Annotated in this window: 17 protein-coding genes; 2 read left to right on the plus strand and 15 right to left on the minus strand. The window is 65.6% G+C overall.

Annotated features, from left to right (window positions below; translation table 11 throughout):
• Nucleotides 1-102 precede the first annotated feature (102 nt).
• On the minus strand, nt 103-1,182 hold the full coding sequence (locus E3T41_RS05635) for a substrate-binding domain-containing protein (RefSeq protein WP_166791498.1): 1,080 nt from the start codon (nt 1,180-1,182) through the stop codon (nt 103-105).
• 161 nt (nt 1,183-1,343) lie between these two features.
• Between E3T41_RS05635 and E3T41_RS05640 the strand changes: the two genes are divergently transcribed.
• On the plus strand, nt 1,344-2,333 hold the full coding sequence (locus E3T41_RS05640; RefSeq protein ID WP_134477679.1) for a sugar-binding transcriptional regulator: 990 nt from the start codon (nt 1,344-1,346) through the stop codon (nt 2,331-2,333).
• 45 nt (nt 2,334-2,378) lie between these two features.
• On the opposite strand, the gene E3T41_RS05645 is transcribed toward E3T41_RS05640, so the two are convergent.
• The 12 genes from E3T41_RS05645 to hemE form a co-directional block, all read right to left on the minus strand.
• Entirely contained in the window at nt 2,379-2,729 is a 351-nt protein-coding gene (locus E3T41_RS05645; RefSeq protein WP_092448144.1) for a hypothetical protein, read from the minus strand.
• Between the two features lie 125 nt (nt 2,730-2,854).
• Nucleotides 2,855-4,228: a glutamate-1-semialdehyde 2,1-aminomutase gene (hemL, locus tag E3T41_RS05650; protein ID WP_092448143.1), complete on the minus strand. Its 1,374-nt coding sequence runs from the start codon at nt 4,226-4,228 to the stop codon at nt 2,855-2,857.
• Nucleotides 4,225-5,208, minus strand: coding sequence for a porphobilinogen synthase (gene hemB / locus E3T41_RS05655; protein ID WP_092448142.1), 984 nt, complete (start codon nt 5,206-5,208; stop codon nt 4,225-4,227). Before hemB ends, hemL begins: the two co-directional genes overlap by 4 nt.
• Nucleotides 5,209-5,266: 58 nt before the next feature.
• On the minus strand, nt 5,267-6,055 hold the full coding sequence (locus E3T41_RS05660) for a uroporphyrinogen-III synthase (protein WP_092448141.1): 789 nt from the start codon (nt 6,053-6,055) through the stop codon (nt 5,267-5,269).
• Nucleotides 6,056-6,059: 4 nt separating this feature from the next.
• Nucleotides 6,060-7,013 carry a hydroxymethylbilane synthase gene (gene hemC / locus E3T41_RS05665; protein ID WP_134477681.1) on the minus strand — a complete coding sequence of 318 codons (954 nt, stop codon included), beginning with the start codon at nt 7,011-7,013 and terminating at the stop codon, nt 6,060-6,062.
• Entirely contained in the window at nt 7,010-8,134 is a 1,125-nt protein-coding gene (locus E3T41_RS05670) for a ferrochelatase (protein ID WP_233195031.1), read from the minus strand. The genes hemC and E3T41_RS05670 overlap by 4 nt, the downstream gene beginning before the upstream one ends.
• Nucleotides 8,134-8,886: a hydrogen peroxide-dependent heme synthase gene (gene hemQ, locus E3T41_RS18380; RefSeq protein ID WP_104131876.1), complete on the minus strand. Its 753-nt coding sequence runs from the start codon at nt 8,884-8,886 to the stop codon at nt 8,134-8,136. The genes E3T41_RS05670 and hemQ overlap by 1 nt, the downstream gene beginning before the upstream one ends.
• A gap of 72 nt (nt 8,887-8,958) precedes the next feature.
• Nucleotides 8,959-9,207 carry a DUF3618 domain-containing protein gene (locus tag E3T41_RS05680; RefSeq protein ID WP_092448138.1) on the minus strand — a complete coding sequence of 83 codons (249 nt, stop codon included), beginning with the start codon at nt 9,205-9,207 and terminating at the stop codon, nt 8,959-8,961.
• Nucleotides 9,194-9,613 (minus strand): phage holin family protein, encoded by a 420-nt coding sequence (locus E3T41_RS05685; RefSeq protein ID WP_092448137.1) that lies wholly within the window; start codon nt 9,611-9,613, stop codon nt 9,194-9,196. The genes E3T41_RS05680 and E3T41_RS05685 overlap by 14 nt, the downstream gene beginning before the upstream one ends.
• A 75-nt stretch (nt 9,614-9,688) precedes the next feature.
• Nucleotides 9,689-10,102: a hypothetical protein gene (locus E3T41_RS05690; RefSeq protein ID WP_104131877.1), complete on the minus strand. Its 414-nt coding sequence runs from the start codon at nt 10,100-10,102 to the stop codon at nt 9,689-9,691.
• 225 nt (nt 10,103-10,327) lie between these two features.
• Nucleotides 10,328-11,836 carry an NAD(P)/FAD-dependent oxidoreductase gene (locus E3T41_RS05695; protein WP_092448135.1) on the minus strand — a complete coding sequence of 503 codons (1,509 nt, stop codon included), beginning with the start codon at nt 11,834-11,836 and terminating at the stop codon, nt 10,328-10,330.
• Nucleotides 11,837-11,844: 8 nt separating this feature from the next.
• On the minus strand, nt 11,845-12,951 hold the full coding sequence (hemE, locus tag E3T41_RS05700; RefSeq protein WP_092448134.1) for a uroporphyrinogen decarboxylase: 1,107 nt from the start codon (nt 12,949-12,951) through the stop codon (nt 11,845-11,847).
• 72 nt (nt 12,952-13,023) lie between these two features.
• Between hemE and E3T41_RS05705 the strand changes: the two genes are divergently transcribed.
• Nucleotides 13,024-14,388, plus strand: a complete 1,365-nt coding sequence (locus E3T41_RS05705) for a glutamyl-tRNA reductase (protein WP_134477683.1) — start codon at nt 13,024-13,026, stop codon at nt 14,386-14,388.
• 117 nt (nt 14,389-14,505) lie between these two features.
• Here E3T41_RS05705 and E3T41_RS05710 read toward each other — a convergent pair whose 3' ends face one another.
• Nucleotides 14,506-15,555 carry an alcohol dehydrogenase catalytic domain-containing protein gene (locus E3T41_RS05710; protein WP_134477685.1) on the minus strand — a complete coding sequence of 350 codons (1,050 nt, stop codon included), beginning with the start codon at nt 15,553-15,555 and terminating at the stop codon, nt 14,506-14,508.
• Between the two features lie 73 nt (nt 15,556-15,628).
• Nucleotides 15,629-17,014, minus strand: coding sequence for a glycine--tRNA ligase (locus tag E3T41_RS05715; RefSeq protein ID WP_134477687.1), 1,386 nt, complete (start codon nt 17,012-17,014; stop codon nt 15,629-15,631).
• Nucleotides 17,015-17,022: the final 8 nt, after the last annotated feature.

The raw sequence follows: 17,022 nt of genomic DNA on the forward strand, positions 1-17,022 counted from the left end.
GCTACTGCTTCTCTCACCTTGATCCACCTCGTTGTAGTAGGAAACTCGATGGTGCGCGTGGAACTTTTAGGTCGTGATTGGCCCCACGCGCACCCGTTCTATTTAGAAGTCAGGCCCGTAAAACTTCGTCGGGTCGTTGTCCGCGACGTTCTCTTTGGTGACGAGTACCGTGTCCATGTACTGCAGTTCTGGAACGTCAGCGCCGTTTCCTTCTGCAATCTGGACCGCGTTCTGCACGGACATTTGCCCCATGAGGTACGGCTGCTGCGCCATCGTGGCCTGGGTCAGGCCGCTGGTTACAGACTCGAACATGGTCGGAAACCCGTCGATTCCGACGAAGAACAGTCCTTCGCGGCCATCCTGCTTGGCTGCCTTGGCGGCGCCCATGGCCATCGCGTCACTCTCGCCGAAGAATGCCTTCAGGTTGGGGTTCGCGGTGAGGATGTTCTGCGCGGCGGTGAAGGCCTCAGTCTCGTCCCAATTTGCCGATTCCATCGCCACTACGTTGATGTCTGGATAATTCCCCAGCGCCTTGTCGCAGCCTTCGCTGCGCTGCAGTTCGGCCGTGGCTCCAAGTGGTCCCTGCAGAATTGCCAGGTCTCCAGCGCCACCGATCTGATCGAAAAGCCAGGTGCACAGTTCTTCGGCGGCCTTGACGCTGTCCGTTGCAATGTACGTGGCCAGTTTTCCATCACCCGATTCAGGCTTCTGGTCAACAGCAATGATCGGAATGCCCGCATCGTTGGCGAGCTTTACTCCAGCAGCGGCTGAAGTAGCGTCCTGAGCGATAAAGATGATGGCGCCGACCTGCTGAGTGATAAGGTCCTGGACCTGGTTCACCTGCTGGCTGGAGTTGTTGTTGGCCGACAGCGTGATCAGCTTGTAACCAGCCTCCTCTGCCGCCTGCTCCATTCCGTCGACGGCGGCAACATAGAACAAAGATTTCTGGTCGGCCACTGCGATTCCAATGGTTTTGTTTCCGCCAGCGGCGGACTCCGTAGTGGATGGAGTGACCGTTTGGCTGCAGGCCGAGAATACGGAGGCTGCAGCAACAGCCCCCACCGCCGCAACGGCGATGCGCAGAGCAAAATTGCGTTTGATCATTAAGTTTCTTCCTTGAAACATCATGGTTAATGACTCGTCCTGCCAGGACAAATGGAACTCGAACAATGTCACCAACATATTTATGCTAACCTGGATTGAAAATCCACCGTACACCGAAACCATATAGGTCGGTGTTGAAGGTGTCAAATGAGAAACTGGGCATTAAAGCGCGGAACGCGTCTGGCGCATCGAGGCTTGGAATGTCACGGCCCGGGTGACCAGAAAGATAGAGGAACAATTTGATCCACGACAGTGGCGCCGACGTTGAGCACCTACGCTTGATCACCAAAGTCGCGAGGCTTTATCACACGCGCAACATGCGTCAAACGGAGATTGCGAGTCTGCTCGGCGTGTCGCAGGCCCGCGTTTCGCGGCTGCTGCGCGCCGCCGAAGAGGCTAATGTAACCAGAACGATCGTCGTGATCCCTCCAGGTTTGCACGTGGACCTCGAAGACTCTCTTGAGCAAGAATTTGGTATCGATGAAGTTCACGTGGTGGACGTGATCGATGACGATGAGGCGCGCCTGACCCAAGACCTCGGAAACGCTGTGGCATCGATATTGCGCATCATGCCCTTAGAAACAAAAACGATAGGTTTCACTTCCTGGAGCCGATCGCTTCGAGAAATGACGTCAGCTCTACAACCCCTGCAACGTTTGGCCGCGACACGAGTCGTGGAAATGCTGGGAGATGTCGGTCCGCCAACGCTCCAGCACGAAGCAACTCGTGCAACTCAGCGTTTGGCCCATCTCACCGGTGCCGCCGCCCTATTCTTACGGGTCCCGGGTGTGGTTTCGTCCCCGGAAGTCAAGGCGGCAATACTCGGGCAGGACCTTCATACTCGGGCAGCCTTGAGCGCCCTAGACGAGATGGATATCGCCTTGATGGGTATCGGAAACTGCGAAATCGTACCGCCACTGGAGGCCGGAGACAATTTCTTCAGCCAGGAGCAGTTTGATCTCGCGAAGTCGCTCGGAGCTGTTGGTGAAGTAAATCTGCGCTTCATCGATGCTCATGGTGAGCCGGTAATGTCAGAGCTCGATGAACTTGTCATCGGGGTGACCCTCAAGCAGCTGCGTAAAACCGACCGAAGGCTCGGGGTGGCCGGTGGCCCCAGCAAATATAAGGCCATTCATGCCGCTATTTCTGGTGGATGGGTCAACGTACTTGTCACTGATGTTGTCACAGCAGAACACCTGATGGCGCAGGGGCGCACGGCGTCGTCCTAAGTTGGTGCCGCAAAGACAATGGCGCTCACGCCAAGCCCGAGAGGGTCAGGCGGGGAGTTTCAGCGAGTCGACGAAGTCGGCCGCGTGCTGGCTGGTGAGAATGACGCGGGCGAATTCTTCGTCGACCAGGTCGATCACCACGGCCGGGCGGTGACGCTTGATCGAGACGAAGTCCTTGCCGCCGTGAAACTTCCAGGTTCCGGCCGCCAGCACGAGCGGAATCATCGATCCCGGTGAGCGGATGCCGCGCAGCCAGATCCACGGATCTTCCGTGATGATCACCGAGCGGATGTTCTCCCGCTGCACCACAATCGAGTCACGCCGCAGCGCGAGCGTTCTTTCCGTGCGCGTCAAGTGGATCTCGAGCCGGTCGGAATGCACGCTCAGGGAAGCCATTATCCCAGTCTGCCCGGTCCGGCCCGAAAACTCGTTGTCTGACGCGAATAAAGCAGTAATGTCCCAGCGCAGGAACTCTCCAACTGAAGCACACGCTCCCGGCCGGTCCGGGAGCGTTTGCTCAATTAGACCGTTGGCTGGGCTGCCGCTGCAGCTTTGGCCGCGGCGGGCAGCGCCTCGAAGATGCGCCCGATCGCGCTCTGATCGTGTGCGTCGGAGACAAACCAGGCCTCGAACACGCTCGGCGGCAGCGAGACGCCGCCATCGAGCATGGCGTGAAAGAACGGGGCGTAGCGAAAAGCCTCCTGGCGCTGTACATCGGCGTAGGTGCGCGGAGCCGAACCCTGCGCCTCCTCGCCGAACACGAAGCTGAACAGGTTGCCGGCCCGCTGTACCCGGTGCGCGACACCCTCGGCGGCAAGCGAGGCAGAAACAGCCTCAGAGAGGATGATGGCGGTCGCGTTGAGCCGGTCATACACGCTCTCGTCGAGCAGGTTGAGCGTGGCGATGCCCGCCGCAACCGCGACCGGGTTGCCCGACAACGTTCCGGCTTGGTAGACCGGGCCGGTCGGTGCCAGAAAGTCCATCACATCGGCCCGGCCACCGAGGGCAGCAACGGGCAGGCCGCCGCCGATGATCTTGCCGAAGGCGAGCAGGTCGGGCGTGTAAAACTCTTCACCGGCCGACTCGAGACTGCTGGTCTCGAGTCCCCAGAAGCCCGAGCGACTCACTCGAAAACCAGTGAGCACCTCGTCGAGGATGAGCAGGGAACCGTTCTCGTGCGCGATCGCCGACAGGGCCGCGTTGAAGCCGGCATCCGGCGCGACGACGCCCATATTAGCGGCGGCAGCCTCGGTGATGATCGCGGCGATGCGCCCCGGGTGTGCCTCAAAGGCGGCGCGCACGGCATCGAGGTCGTTGTACGGCAACACGAGGGTCTGCGCGGCGGTCGCGGCCGTGACGCCGGCCGAACCGGGCAGGGCGAGGGTAGCGAGGCCGGAACCGGCCTGGGCCAGCAGGCCGTCGGAGTGGCCGTGGTAGTGCCCGGCGAACTTGATCAGCAGGTCACGACCGGTGAAACCGCGGGCCAGTCGGATGGCGGTCATGGTCGCCTCGGTGCCGGTGGACACCAGGCGCAGCTTTTCGACCGCGCCGACCCTCTCGGCGACGAGCTCGGCCAGTTCGGTCTCGGCGGGCGTCGAGGCGCCAAAGGACAGGCCGAGAGCGGCGGCATCCTGAACGGCCTTGATGACCTCGGGATGGGCGTGGCCCAGAATGGCCGGTCCCCAGGAGTTGACGAGGTCGACGTATTCGCGACCGTCGGAGTCGGTGACATAGGCGCCGGCGGCCTTCACCAGAAACAGCGGAGTGCCGCCGACCGAGCCAAAGGCCCGCACCGGAGAGTTTACCCCCCCGGGAATGACCTTCCGGGCTCGGTCGAACAGCTCGTCGTTGCGGGTGGCCACGTGGTGCACTTCGGTTGACAGTGTGTCGGTCATGCTCGCTCCTCCTTGAGCCAGGTGGCCAATTCAACGGCCCAATAGGTAAGTACAGCGTCGGCACCGGCCCGACGGATGCTCAGTACCGACTCTTCGACGGCGCGGCGCCGGTCGATCCAGCCCTGCGCAGCTGCGGCTTCGATCATGGCGTATTCGCCAGAGACTTGATATGCCCAAACGGGAATATCACTCATCGCGGCGACCTCGGCGAGCACGTCGAGGTAGCTGCCGGCCGGTTTGACCATGACGATGTCGGCGCCCTCGTCAATGTCCAGCTGGGCTTCGCGTACGCCCTCGCGTCGATTCGCCGGGTCGAGCTGGTAGGTGCGGCGGTCGCCGACCAGGGTCGAGGCGACGGCCTCCCGGAACGGGCCGTAGTAGGCCGAGGCGTACTTGGCCGAGTAAGCCAGCACAGCGGTGTCTTCGAAACCATTGGAGTCGAGGGTTTCGCGCACGGCGGCGACCTGGCCGTCCATCATGCCGGAGAGGCCGAGCAGCGCGGAACCGGCGCTCGCCTGGGCCAGCGCCATGTCTCGGTAGCGTTCGAGGGTGGCGTCGTTATCGACATGGCCATCGGCGGCGAGCACGCCGCAATGGCCGTGGTCGGTGAATTCATCCAGGCACAAGTCGGTCTGCACCACGAGCGCATCACCGATCTCGTCGACGAGAGCACGGGTGGCCAGGTTGAGGATGCCGTTGGGGTCGGTCGCGCCGGTCCCGGTCGCGTCGCGCACCTCTGGCACTCCGAACAGCATGATGCCCCCGACACCAGCTTCTGCCGCCTCAGCCACGGCCCGACGGGCGCTGTCGATGCTGTGCTGCACGACGCCGGGCATCGAGCTGATCGGCCGCTGCTCGTTGCCCTCCCGAATGAACATGGGGAGCACGAGCTCGGCCGGGTGGAGACGGATTTCACTGGCCAGGCGACGAAGCGCGCCGCTGGTGCGCAGTCGTCGTGGGCGGATAACGGGTTTGGTCACCCCTTTACACTACGCCGCCCGGCTGTGCCTTTCGTTATAGGCTCGTTACCGGGCTGGGTCAGGCTGCTGGCGTGCTCCCCGCGAGTGCTGCATCGACGAGTGCATCGATGAGTGACTCTGCGCTGCGCTCCGAGGCGACAACGTCGACGCGCAGTCCGAGGGTCCGGGAGTCCCTGGCGGTCTGCGGGCCGATGCAGGCAACCAGGGTGCGTTCGGGAATGTCCCCGAACTGTTCGCGCACTTGACGAGCAACGCTGCCGCTCGTGACGAGTACGGCGTGCACGAGCCCAGCCTTAACGTCGGCGACCACCTGGTCGCTGACCGGAACACCGATGGTGCGGTAAGCGACGACCGATTCAACGTCGTGGCCGACGCGGCGCAATCCCTCGCTGAGCAGCGGCTTGGCGATCTCACTGCGCAGGGTGAGCACGCGCAACGGAATAACCCCCGCGGTCGCGGTTTCCCATTCCTCGAGCAGTCCTCGGGCGGAGTTGTCTTCGGAGGGCACGATGTCCACGTGGTAGCCGGCCGCGATGAGTGCGGCGGCCGTGGTCTCACCGACGGCGGCGATGCGAGTTCCCGGGGCGACGACCGCGCGGTGCGACGAGAGTACGTCGACGGTCGTGGCGCTGGTGATGGTCATCCAGTCGAAATCCCCGGCGGCCAGACGGGTCAGCGCCGCGTTCAGAGCCGGGGCGTCATCGGTGGCGGCGAAGTTGATCATCGGTGCGACGATCGGGTGTGCGCCCTTGGCGCGCAGGTTCGCTGCGACCTGGTCGCCCCAGGGGCCGCCGCGCGGAACGAGAACACGCCAGCCCGCGAGGGGCTTGGTCAGTCGATTGGTCACGTGGTCACTCAGTCACTTTCAGGGGAGCGAACTCGGCCGCGCCACCGGCCAGAAGATCTATGGACACTCGTTCGGCCACATCGAGCGCGGCTTCGGTGAGATGGGGTGCGGAGTGGGAATCGGGCGTCGCCGCGTGCGAGCTGGTGATCTTGCGGGATCCATCCGGGCTGTACACGGTTGCGGTGAGAAAGAGCAGTCCATCGTCGACCACGGCGGTGGCGCCGATCGGCGCGGCGCAACCGGCCTCCAGTCGGGCCAGCACGGTGCGTTCGGCGGTGGTTGTCGCCTGAGTAGAGCCATGGTTCATCGCCGCGAGTGCCACGCCGAGCAGGCGCTCCGGCTTGCCGTCACGCACCTCGATCGCGAGCGCACCCTGGCCGGGAGCGGTCGGCCAGGCTGACAGCTCGAGAAACTCCGGCGCGAGGGATTCGAGACGACCGAGACGACCTAGGCCAGCCGCGGCCAGCACGACGGCGTCGAGGTCGCCCTCGGCGACGCGCCCGATCCGAGTGTCGATGTTGCCGCGAATGTCCACGATCGTGAGGTCGGGGCGACGCTCCAGCAACTGGGCGACGCGGCGGGGCGAACCCGTACCGACGCGGGCACCCTCCGGAAGGGTATCGAGGGTGAAGCCGGCGCGCGCGACCAGCACGTCGCGGGCATCCGCTCTCTTGGGGATTGCGCCAATGCGCAAGCCTGCGTGGGCCTCGGTCGGCAAATCTTTGAACGAGTGCACGATGACGTCGCACTCGTCATTCAGCAGGGCTTCACGCAGGGCGCTCGCGAACACTCCGGTGCCGCCGAGGCTCGAGAGTGGCTCGGTGGAGGTATCGCCGTGCGTGGTGACGCTCACGATTTCAACTTCGACGCCGGCCGACGCAGCGATGCGGTTGACGATGGTCTGGGTCTGCGCGAGGGCGAGGGCACTCGCGCGGGTACCTACTCGAATGACGGTCATGGTGCCATTCCCGCGACGGCCGGCTTGAAGCCGAGCCGCACGTTTTCACAGCAGCCGGGGCGACAGACGTCGTACCAGGGGCCGAGCGTGGTCTTGGCCGGACGGTCTTCGACCGGGGTGTCGTTGAGGCGTTCCTCGATCAGGTCGCCCAGGCCGCTGACGAAGTCGGGCGAAATGCCGGGGGTCGGTACGCGCACGGCGTGAATCCCGAACTTCGCACTGGTTTCCATGGCCTCGTTGTCGAGGTCCCACATGACCTCCATATGATCGCTCACGAAACCGAGCGGCACAATAATCACAGCACGGATGCCGCGGGCCGGCAGCAGGGCGATCGCATCGTTGATATCGGGTTCGAGCCACGGCATGCTGGGCGGTCCACTGCGGGACTGGTAGACCAGCTGCCATTGCGTTTTGAGCGGGGTGGACGCGTCTTCGGGTTCCACGAGGGAGTCCATGACGACCTGGGCGACGGCGCGGTGCTGCGCCTCGTAGGCGCCACCCTCGCCGAAGCCGCGATCGGCCGGGCCGCTCTTGTTGGCGTCCGTCATCGGGATCGAGTGGGTCGAGAACAGAATCTCGACCTCGGAGTCGACGTCGATGCCGGGCATGGCCGCGACGACATCCTGGAGTCCTTGGGTGACACCGACGATGAACGGGGTGACGAAGCCGGGGTGGTCGAAGAACTGGCGGATCTTGTCGATGTGGACCTTGTCGTTTAGGCCCGTGTCGGTCAGGGCTGCGGCGAAGTCTTCACGGTACTGGCGGCATCCGCTGTAGGAGCTGTAGGCACTCGTCGCGATGGCCAGCAGGCGATCCTGACCGGCATCGTGGGCCTCACTGATCGTGTCTTTCAGGTAGGGCGCCCAGTTTCGGTTGCCCCAGATCACGGGCAGGTCGATGCCTCGACGCTGGAGTTCAACCTGCAGAGCGGCCTTGAGCACGCGGTTCTGGTCGTTGATCGGGCTCACACCGCCGAAGTGGCGATAGTGGGTGGCCACCTCTTCGAGGCGCTCTTCCGGGATGCCGCGACCACCGGTCACGTTGCGCAGGAACGGAATCACATCGTCCTGGCCTTCGGGTCCGCCAAAACCGGCGAGCAGCACTGCGTCGTAAGCGGTCATTACTGAAGCACCTCGACCAGCTCGGCGGTGGAGATGCGGCGTCCGGTATAGAACGGGATCTCCTCGCGCACGTGGCGACGCGCCTCGGTGTCGCGCAGGCCGCGCATCAGGTCGACGAGCTCGGTGAGCTCGTCGCTCTCGATCGGCAGCAGCCATTCGTAGTCGCCGAGGGCGAAGGCGGAGACGGTGTTGGCGATTGCACCGCGGTAGGCGGCGCCCTTGCGGCCGTGGTCGGCGAGCATGGCGCTGCGCTCAGCCTCGGGCAGCAGATACCACTCGAAGCTGCGCACGAAGGGGTAGATGGTGAGCCAGGCCTTGGGCTCGACTCCGCGCAGGAATCCGGGCACGTGGCTCTTGTTGAATTCGGCGTCCCGATGCACGCCCATGGCGTTCCAGGTTGGCAACAGGCTCTTCAGCAGGCGGCTGCGGCGCAGCTCACGGTTCGCCCACTGCAAGGTCTCTGCCTCGGGCGCGTGGGTCCAGATCATGACGTCGGAATCGGCCTTGAGGCCGGAGACATCGTAGAAGCCGCGCACGGTGACGCCCTCGGCTTCGATCAAGGCCACCACGTCGTCGAGCTCGTTCACGGCGTGCGGAACATCGCGGCCGTCGAGATCATCGGGGTTGTGCGGGTCTCTTCGCAGCACGGTAAAGAGGGTGAATCCTTGCGGCGAAGCCGCGGTTACCTCGGTATCGGTGGGAGTGGTGGGCTGAACGCTGGTTACTGCCTCTCCGGCAGCCGGGTGAGTCATGGGTCTAGTTTGCTCTGAATTGCCCCCGGTACCAAAATGAGCAGTGCGGTTGCTGTGAACCCACCCCACTTGCTACCGGTTTTTGGCCACCGCGGAGGCGCCGAACCAGACGATGACACCGACCACGGTCGCCGCACCGAGGGCAATGCTGATGAGGGCGGCCGGGCTGTCTTCGCCGAGTTGGTACAGGGCGTGGGTCAGGCGGCGGCGCTTGATGCGCAGCTGCTTGGGGATATTGAGCTTGTACTCGATCGCATCGAGCGTCGAGGCGAGCTCGGCGCGAGCGTGTCGGGCTTCGGCGCGCAGGTCATTTGTGGTCATATTCGCCAACTCCCTTGAATGCATCAACGTCGTGACGGATGCTCGCGTGCACGCCCTCTGGGTCGGGTTTCGTTGCCGCCTTCACCCGGTTGACGCCGATGAGCACGAGGAGTGCGGCAATGAGCAGGAGCACGACCAGCACGATGAGCGTGGCAAGCCACAGCGGCAGCACGAGGGCCAGCAAGATCACGAAGAGGGCAACGAGCACCCCGAGCGCGAAGAACAGAAAAGCCCCGGCCACGATGAAGAGGCCGGCACCGATGCCGAAATTCTTGGCTTTGGCCGTGAACTCGGCCTTGAAGGCATCGAGTTCGGCTTTCACGAGAGCGCTGATCTGGCCGGGCAGTTCCCCGATCAGCGCGAGCAACGGACGTTTGCTCTTCGGGTTGAATCCACTGCTAGTCACGAATTGCCTTCCCTGTTTTCGGGTGTCGTCGGGGTGTCGCGCCCGGCGATGTAACGGGTGTCCGAATTCTACGAGCTACTGGGCGTCGTCAGCCGCCGGCTTGGCCTTGGCCGTCGGCGTCGGCTTCTCGGTCGCCTTCGGCTTCGCGGCGGCCGTGCGGCTCGTCGTGGTGCTGGCCGTGGTTGCGGGGGCGGCGGCATCCGCTTTCGCTGACGTTGTCGAGGTCTGAGCAGCCGCCGTCTTGTTCCTCTTCTTTTTGGCGACAGCCTGCGTGACGGCCTTCTTGCCGGCGTTGTACAGGGTCACGGGAACGTCGCCGACGAGTTCGAGCGCGGCGTCGCGCACCTCGGTCACCCGGCGTTGCACAGGTTTGGCGTTCCAGAGGTCATTGGCGGCGGCGGCGATCTGGTCGTAACGTTTGCGGCCGGCGCGTGCACCGAGCACATAGCCAACGAGTCCGCCCGTGATGAACAGAAGCTTTCCGCGCATTGAGTCTCCACTTTCGTAAGGTCTCCCCAGAGTAACCCGGTTCGCCGTTTCGATCTCGGGTGATGCCCGGGTATGTCTCGTAGTGCTCGTATCAATACAGGAAGTGCACAGTTTGGGGCACCCGCGCGCCCACCGTTCGGGGGCCCGTGCATAACTTCGGAGAATCCGGCGAATCGGGCCGCATTCGCGGTTCAAGACGAGGATCACCGCGGTTCGGTACCGGGACTACTCGTCCGGCCCGGTGATGGTCAGGCCGAGGGCGGCGTGGCGGATGCGGTCGCCGGCCTCGAGTGCGTGTGGGATGACCGAGGCGAGGCCGGTTCCGGCCAGCCAGGCACCGGTGATCTCGATTGCGGGGGTCGCGGCGACGGCCTCGCGCACCTGCTGCGCGCGTTCCGGAGCACCGAGGGTGGCCGGCGACAGGGCGTCGCGCCACTCGGTGCGGGCGAAAGCGCGCACCGCGGCCGCTGCCAGTGGCACACCGAGCAGGGCGCTCGCGTCGTGCAGGGCGAGGGCCTGCAGCTCCTTGTCGCTCAGGTCGTCGGTCGGGTTGGGCTGGCCGGCACGGCCGTAAGACAGCCGCACGACGTGGCGGCCGGGGCCGGCCGCTTCGGCGACCCAGGCCCACTTCGCCGTGACGTGGGTGAGCGCTTTTGCGGTGACGTCGGGGGCATCGGCCGAGACGAGCACGCCGGTGCCGCGTGGGTGCGCGTCGAGGGCTGGCGCATCGAGCACAAGCGTGGTGAGAGTGACGGCAGTCGGTGCTGGCCAGTCGAGCTCGGCGAGGGCGTCGAACTGGTCACCGAGCGGGTTGACCAGGCGCAGTGCCTGCGCGCCCTGGGTCGCGATGATGAGGTAACGGGCGGTGAGGGTGCTGGTGGTTCGCTCGGCAGCGGGGTCGGTCGGGGCGGCATCCGCTTGCCGGGTGACGGTGACGGACCAGGTCGGCGCGTCGTCTGTGCCCGAGCGGGCCAGCGCTGTGGCCGTGGTTCCGGTCAGAATCGCCACGTCGTGGCGTTGCAGGGCGGCCACGATCGCGGCGGGCAGGCTGGCCATTCCGCCGAGCAGGCCGCCGACGTTGGACCCGGCCGGGGCGCCAGCACGCAGGGCCGAGACCGCGCCGGAGAGGGAGCCGGCCGTGGTGAGGGCACGGTTGAGTCCGGGGGCGACCACATCGATCTCGAGGTCGACGGCGCTCGTCGTGTAGACGCCGGACGCGACGGGTTCCACCAGCCGGTCGAGCACGCGCTGGCCCATGCGCTTCTTCACGAGGTCACCGAGGCTGTGCTCGCGGCCGATCGTGAGCACGGGCATGAGTCGGTCGGCGTAAGCGCGCAGCGACCCTTTCCAGCCAATGACGCGGCGCACGTCGTCGGATAGCGGTGAACCGGGGATTCCTAGAACGCCGGCCTTGGGGAGCGGAACGCTCATCGCGGCATCCGCTTGCTTGAGGGCCGGCAAGTGCAGCCAGGCCCCGGCGACATTGGGGGCCACGACCTGGTCGGTGAGGCCGAGATCCTCGATGAATGACGCGACCGTGCCTCCGCGCACAGCGAAGCTCTCGGCGCCGCTGTCGAGGGTGAGCCCGTCGAGAACGTGGCCGGCGACCGGACCGCCGACGGCATCCGTTGTCTCGATGACGGTCACGGCCAGGCCGACCTGGGCGCATTCGCGGGCGGCGACCAGGCCGGCCACTCCCCCGCCGATGACGACAACGTCGATTGGTCTGGTCATGCTGGCTCCTACTCGGCCGCGCTGACGTCGTGCACGAGGCTGACCAGGCGGGTGAGCACGTCGGGGTCGGTGTCGGGCGGAACGCCGTGGCCGAGGTTGAGCACGTGCGAGGGTGCGCTGCGTCCGCGTTCGAGGACGTCGCGCACGTGCGCTTCGAGCACGGGCCACGGCGCCGTCAGCAGGGCCGGGTCGACGTTTCCCTGTACCGGAACAGCTCCGCCGAGTCGGCGGTTGGCCTCATCGAGCGGCACCCGGTAGTCGACGCCCACGACGTCGGCGCCGATATTGTGCATTTCCTTCAGCAGTTCGCCGGTGCCCACGCCGAAATGCACGATCGGTACATTGCGATCAGCGCCGTTGACGCTGTAGCTGAGGTCGCGCACGTGCGCGATCGCTGCCGCCGAAGCTGGCGCAACGGATGCCGCATAGTCGACCAGTGACAGGGCTCCGGCCCACGAGTCAAACAGTTGGGCAGCGCTCGCGCCGGCGAGCACCTGGGCGCGCAGGAACCGGCCGGTGACATCGGCGGTCCAGGCCATGAGCCGCGCCCACGCTTCGGGCTCGGCGTGCATGAGCGTGCGGGCGTGGATGTGATCCTTCGACGGACCGCCCTCGACCAGGTACGCGGCCAGGGTGAATGGCGCGCCGGCGAAACCGATCAGCGGGGTCGATCCGAGCTGGGACACCGCGCGGCCCACGGCGTCGCGAATCGGCGCGAGAGCCTCATCGAGAATCGCGGGATCCAGGGCGGTGAGCTCGTCGACATCCGCTGACGTGCGCACGGCCTTGCCGAGCACCGGGCCCTTGCCGGCCACAATCGTAACATCGACACCGACGAGCTTGAGTGGAACGACGATGTCGCTGAAGAAGATTCCGGCGTCGACGTTGTGGCGCCGCACCGGCTGCAGCGAGATTTCGCTCGCCAGTTCGGGGTCGAGGCACACGTCGAGCATGCGCGTACCGACGCGCAGTTCACGGTATTCGGGCAGTGATCGCCCGGCCTGGCGCATGAACCACACCGGGGTCACGTCGGGTCGAACGCCCTGATAGGCCTGAATCAGGCGGGAGTCGGCGGTGAGGCCGGAGGAGAGTGGATGCTGCGCGTCGAGGATCATCCCCCCCATCCTCTCAAACATCCCTGACGATGCGCGCCGGAAGCGTACAGCAATAAGTCGTAGAATTGGCTAGTGCTCATTCTTCTGTCGGCCAGTCACAAAAACTCCACCTTCGATGTGCTGGAGAAATTGTCTGTCGGCGGAAGCGTTGCGGCCACCCGCATGGTCGAGCAGCACGGTCGGCTCAGCGGTGCCGTCGTCGTCGCGACCTGCAACCGCTTCGAGGCCTACCTCGATCTCGATGAACCCTACGGCGTGTCGCCGCTGCCCGCCGTGTACGCGGCGATCGAAGCCGTGAGCGCGAGCACCGGCGTCGCCGAAGACACCCTGCGTGACAATCTCACCCTCGTGCACGGTAATGGCGTTGCCGAGCACCTGTTCGCCGTGACCAGCGGCCTCGAATCGGTCGTCGTCGGCGAGGTCGAGATCGCCGGCCAGGTGCGGCGCGCACTGGAACAGGCTCGCGCCGATGGCACCACGAGCCCCGAACTTGAGCGTCTGTTTCAGCGCGCCTCCCAAACTTCTCGCGGCGTCAAGAATCGCACCGGCATCGGCTCGGCCGGCCGCTCGATCGTGCGCCTCGCCCTCGAACTGGCCGAAAGCCGGGTCAGCGACTGGTCGAGTGCCCGCGTGCTGCTCGTCGGTACCGGCCGCTACGCCGGCGCCTCGCTCGCCGCCCTGCGCGACCGCGGAGCCGAGAACGTTCGCGTCTACTCGCCGTCCGGGCGCGCCGTTGGATTCGCGACCTCGCACGGCATCGAAGCCGTTCCCGCTGCGGATTTCGCTGCCGAGGTGGCGCGTGCCGACGTTGTCGTCACCTGCACCCTGCGCGATGACCACGTGATCGATGCGGCCTTGATCAGTCGTGGCCGCGCCGAGATCGGCATTGATCCGTTCGCCATTTCGGGCGCCACCGCCGACGCTCCGACCCGCATCTGCCCGGCCGACGCCGGTCCAGAGGCGCCGCCGCAGCTCATCATCGACCTAGGCCTGCCCCGCAACGTCGCCCCCGACGTGACCCTGGTACCCGGCGTCGAGCTGCTCGACCTTGAAACCATCAGCATCCACGCCCCGCTCGAAGAGCTCAACGCCACGACCGAAGCCCGGGAAATCGTCGGCAAGGCGGCCCGCAAGTTCTCCGACGTTGCCGAAGAGCAGAGCCTCACCCCGGCCGTGGTGGCGCTACGCAGCTACGTGTTCGAGCTGCGCGACGCCGAAATCGCCCGGGCCCGCAGCCGCGGCGATTCGAGCGAGGCGACCGAGTCGGCCCTGCGCCACCTGGCCGGCGTGCTGCTGCACACTCCCATGGTGCGGGCCCGCGAGCTCGCCCGCGCCGGCGAGCAAGACGCCTACCTCGGGGGCCTCGACGCCCTGTTCGGCATCGACGTGACGCTACCCGCCACCGGCGCAGCGGATGCCGGCGCAATCGCCTCCTAGCTTTTCCGAACGGCCGACGGTGTCGGCCAGCCCTGAGCATCCGTTCAGCGCCGCCTGCTGATACCGACGGGCCAGGCGCTGCGGTCTCAGGGGGCCAAACGAGGCAATTCTCGAGGGTCAGATCGGCCGGGTCACCTCGATCAGGGTGACTCCGGCGGCCGCACCGGGCGTGGACATGGCGGCGAGTGCCGCCGGCGCTTCGGCGAGGGTGATTCGGCGGCTGATCAGGTCCTGAGGGCGCAACCCGCCGCTCAGCACAAGGTCCAGCAGCGCCGGATAGTCGTGGGCGGGCATGCCATGGCTGCCGAGTACAGTCAGTTCCCGCGCAATCACCGTGCCGAGCGGTATCCGCGGGTCGTCCGCCAGCAGGCCGATCTGCACGTGCCGCCCACGCGTTGCCAGGGAACGGATTCCGATGGCCACCGTATTCTCCCGGCCGAGCGCCTCGAGACTCACGTCTGCACCCCCTGATGCGAGCGCCCGAATGCGCTCGACCACCTCGTCGTCGGGCAGTTCGGCCGAGTTGACGACGTGAGCAGCTCCCACCCGGCTCGCCGCCTCGAGCGCGTCGGAATTGATGTCGACGGCGATGACGATGGCGCCGAGCGCCTGCCCAATCATGACCGCGCTTAGGCCGACTCCACCGCAGCCGACGACCACAAGGGTTTCGCCCGCCTGCAGCCGTGCCTGGTGCACGAGTCCGCGGTACGAGGTGGCGAACCGGCAGCCGAGCATCGCGGCAGCGCCGGCGTCGAGGTCATCGGGGATGGCGATGAGGTTCACGTCGGCGTTGTGCAGCGCGACCCGCTCGGCGTAGGAACCCCAGTGGGTGAATCCGGGCTGGGTCTGGTTGCGACAGACCTGTCCGTTGCCGGCGTCGCACTCCGGGCACTCGCCGCAGGCGCAGACGAACGGCACCGTCACGCGCTGACCAACCCGAAATCGGCGCACGAGCGGCCCGACAACGTCGATCACGCCGACCAGTTCGTGGCCGGGAACGTGCGGCAGCGCAATGTCGGCGTCTTGGCCGAGCCAGCCGTGCCAGTCGCTGCGGCAGAGTCCGGTCGCCTCGACCCGCACGATCACGCCCGCCGCACTTATCAGCGGCTCTGGCACCTCGCGCAGCACCGGAAGCACGCCGAATTCTTCGAAATAGACCGCTTTCATGCTCTACAGTCTGCCCGACGGATGCCCGCGGCGCGGTTTTCGAGACCGAGTCGCGGCATCCGTTGGTTGAACGTTACGCGCCGCGGAGGCGCACGGCGAGGTAGGCCTCGAGCTCGGCGAGCGGCACGCGCTCCTGCGCCATGGTGTCGCGGTCGCGTACGGTGACGGCCTGGTCGTCGAGCGAGTCGAAGTCGACCGTGATGCAGAACGGGGTGCCGATCTCGTCCTGGCGACGGTAGCGACGGCCGATGGCGCCGGCGTCGTCGAAGTCGACGTTCCAGAGCTGGCGCAGGCTCGCGGCGAGCTCGCGCGCCATCGGGGAGAGCTTCTCGTTGCGCGACAGCGGCAGGATGGCGGCCTTGACCGGCGACAGGCGCGGGTCAAGCTTGAGCACGGTGCGCTTGTCGACGCCGCCCTTATTGTTCGGAACCTCTTCTTCGACATACGCATCGACCAGGAAGGCCATGAGCGAGCGGGTCAGGCCGGCCGCGGGCTCGATCACCCAGGGCGTCCAACGCTCGTTTTTGGTCTGGTCGAAGTAGGAGAGGTCTTTACCGGATGCCTTGGCGTGCGTCGACAGGTCGAAGTCGCCGCGGTTCGCCACGCCCTCGAGTTCACCGAACTCGGTGCCGGTGAAGCCGAAGCGGTATTCGATATCGACGGTGCGCTTGGAGTAGTGCGAGAGCTTCTCGGCCGGGTGCTCGAACAGGCGCAGGTTTTCGGGGTTGATTCCGAGGTCGGTGTACCACTTCATGCGGGTGTCGATCCAGTACTGGTGCCAGGTCTCGTCCGTACCGGGCTCGACGAAGAATTCCATCTCCATCTGCTCGAACTCGCGGGTGCGAAAGATGAAGTTCCCGGGGGTGATCTCGTTACGAAAGCTCTTGCCGATCTGGCCGATGCCGAACGGAGGCTTGGAGCGCGACGCCTGCAGCACGTTGGCGAAGTTCACGAAGATGCCCTGCGCGGTTTCGGGGCGCAGGTAGTGCATACCGGCCTCGTCATCGACCGGGCCAAGGTAGGTCTTGAGCAGGCCGGAGAAGGCACGCGGCTCGGTCCAGATGTGACGATTGCCGCAGTTCGGGCAGGCAATGTCGTCGAGGCCGTTTTCGGGCGGGCGGCCCTTCTTCTCCTCATATTGCTCTTCGAGGTGGTCGGCGCGAAAACGCTTGTGGCAGCTCGTGCACTCGATCAGCGGGTCGCTGAAAACCTCGACGTGACCGGATGCTTCCCAGACCTGGCGAGGCAAAATCACGGAGGAGTCGAGGCCGACGACGTCGTCTCGGCTGGTGACCATCGAACGCCACCACTGCTTCTTGATGTTTTCCTTAAGCTCAACGCCGAGGGGTCCGTAGTCCCAGGCGGAGCGGGAACCGCCGTAGATCTCGCCGGCCTGAAAAACGAAGCCGCGGTGGCGGGCGAGGGCGATGACGGAATCAAGATGAGTGGGTGCGGCCACGGTGGCTC

The organism is Cryobacterium sp. Hh38 (assembly GCF_004403235.1).
GTDB classification, from domain to species: domain Bacteria; phylum Actinomycetota; class Actinomycetes; order Actinomycetales; family Microbacteriaceae; genus Cryobacterium; species Cryobacterium levicorallinum.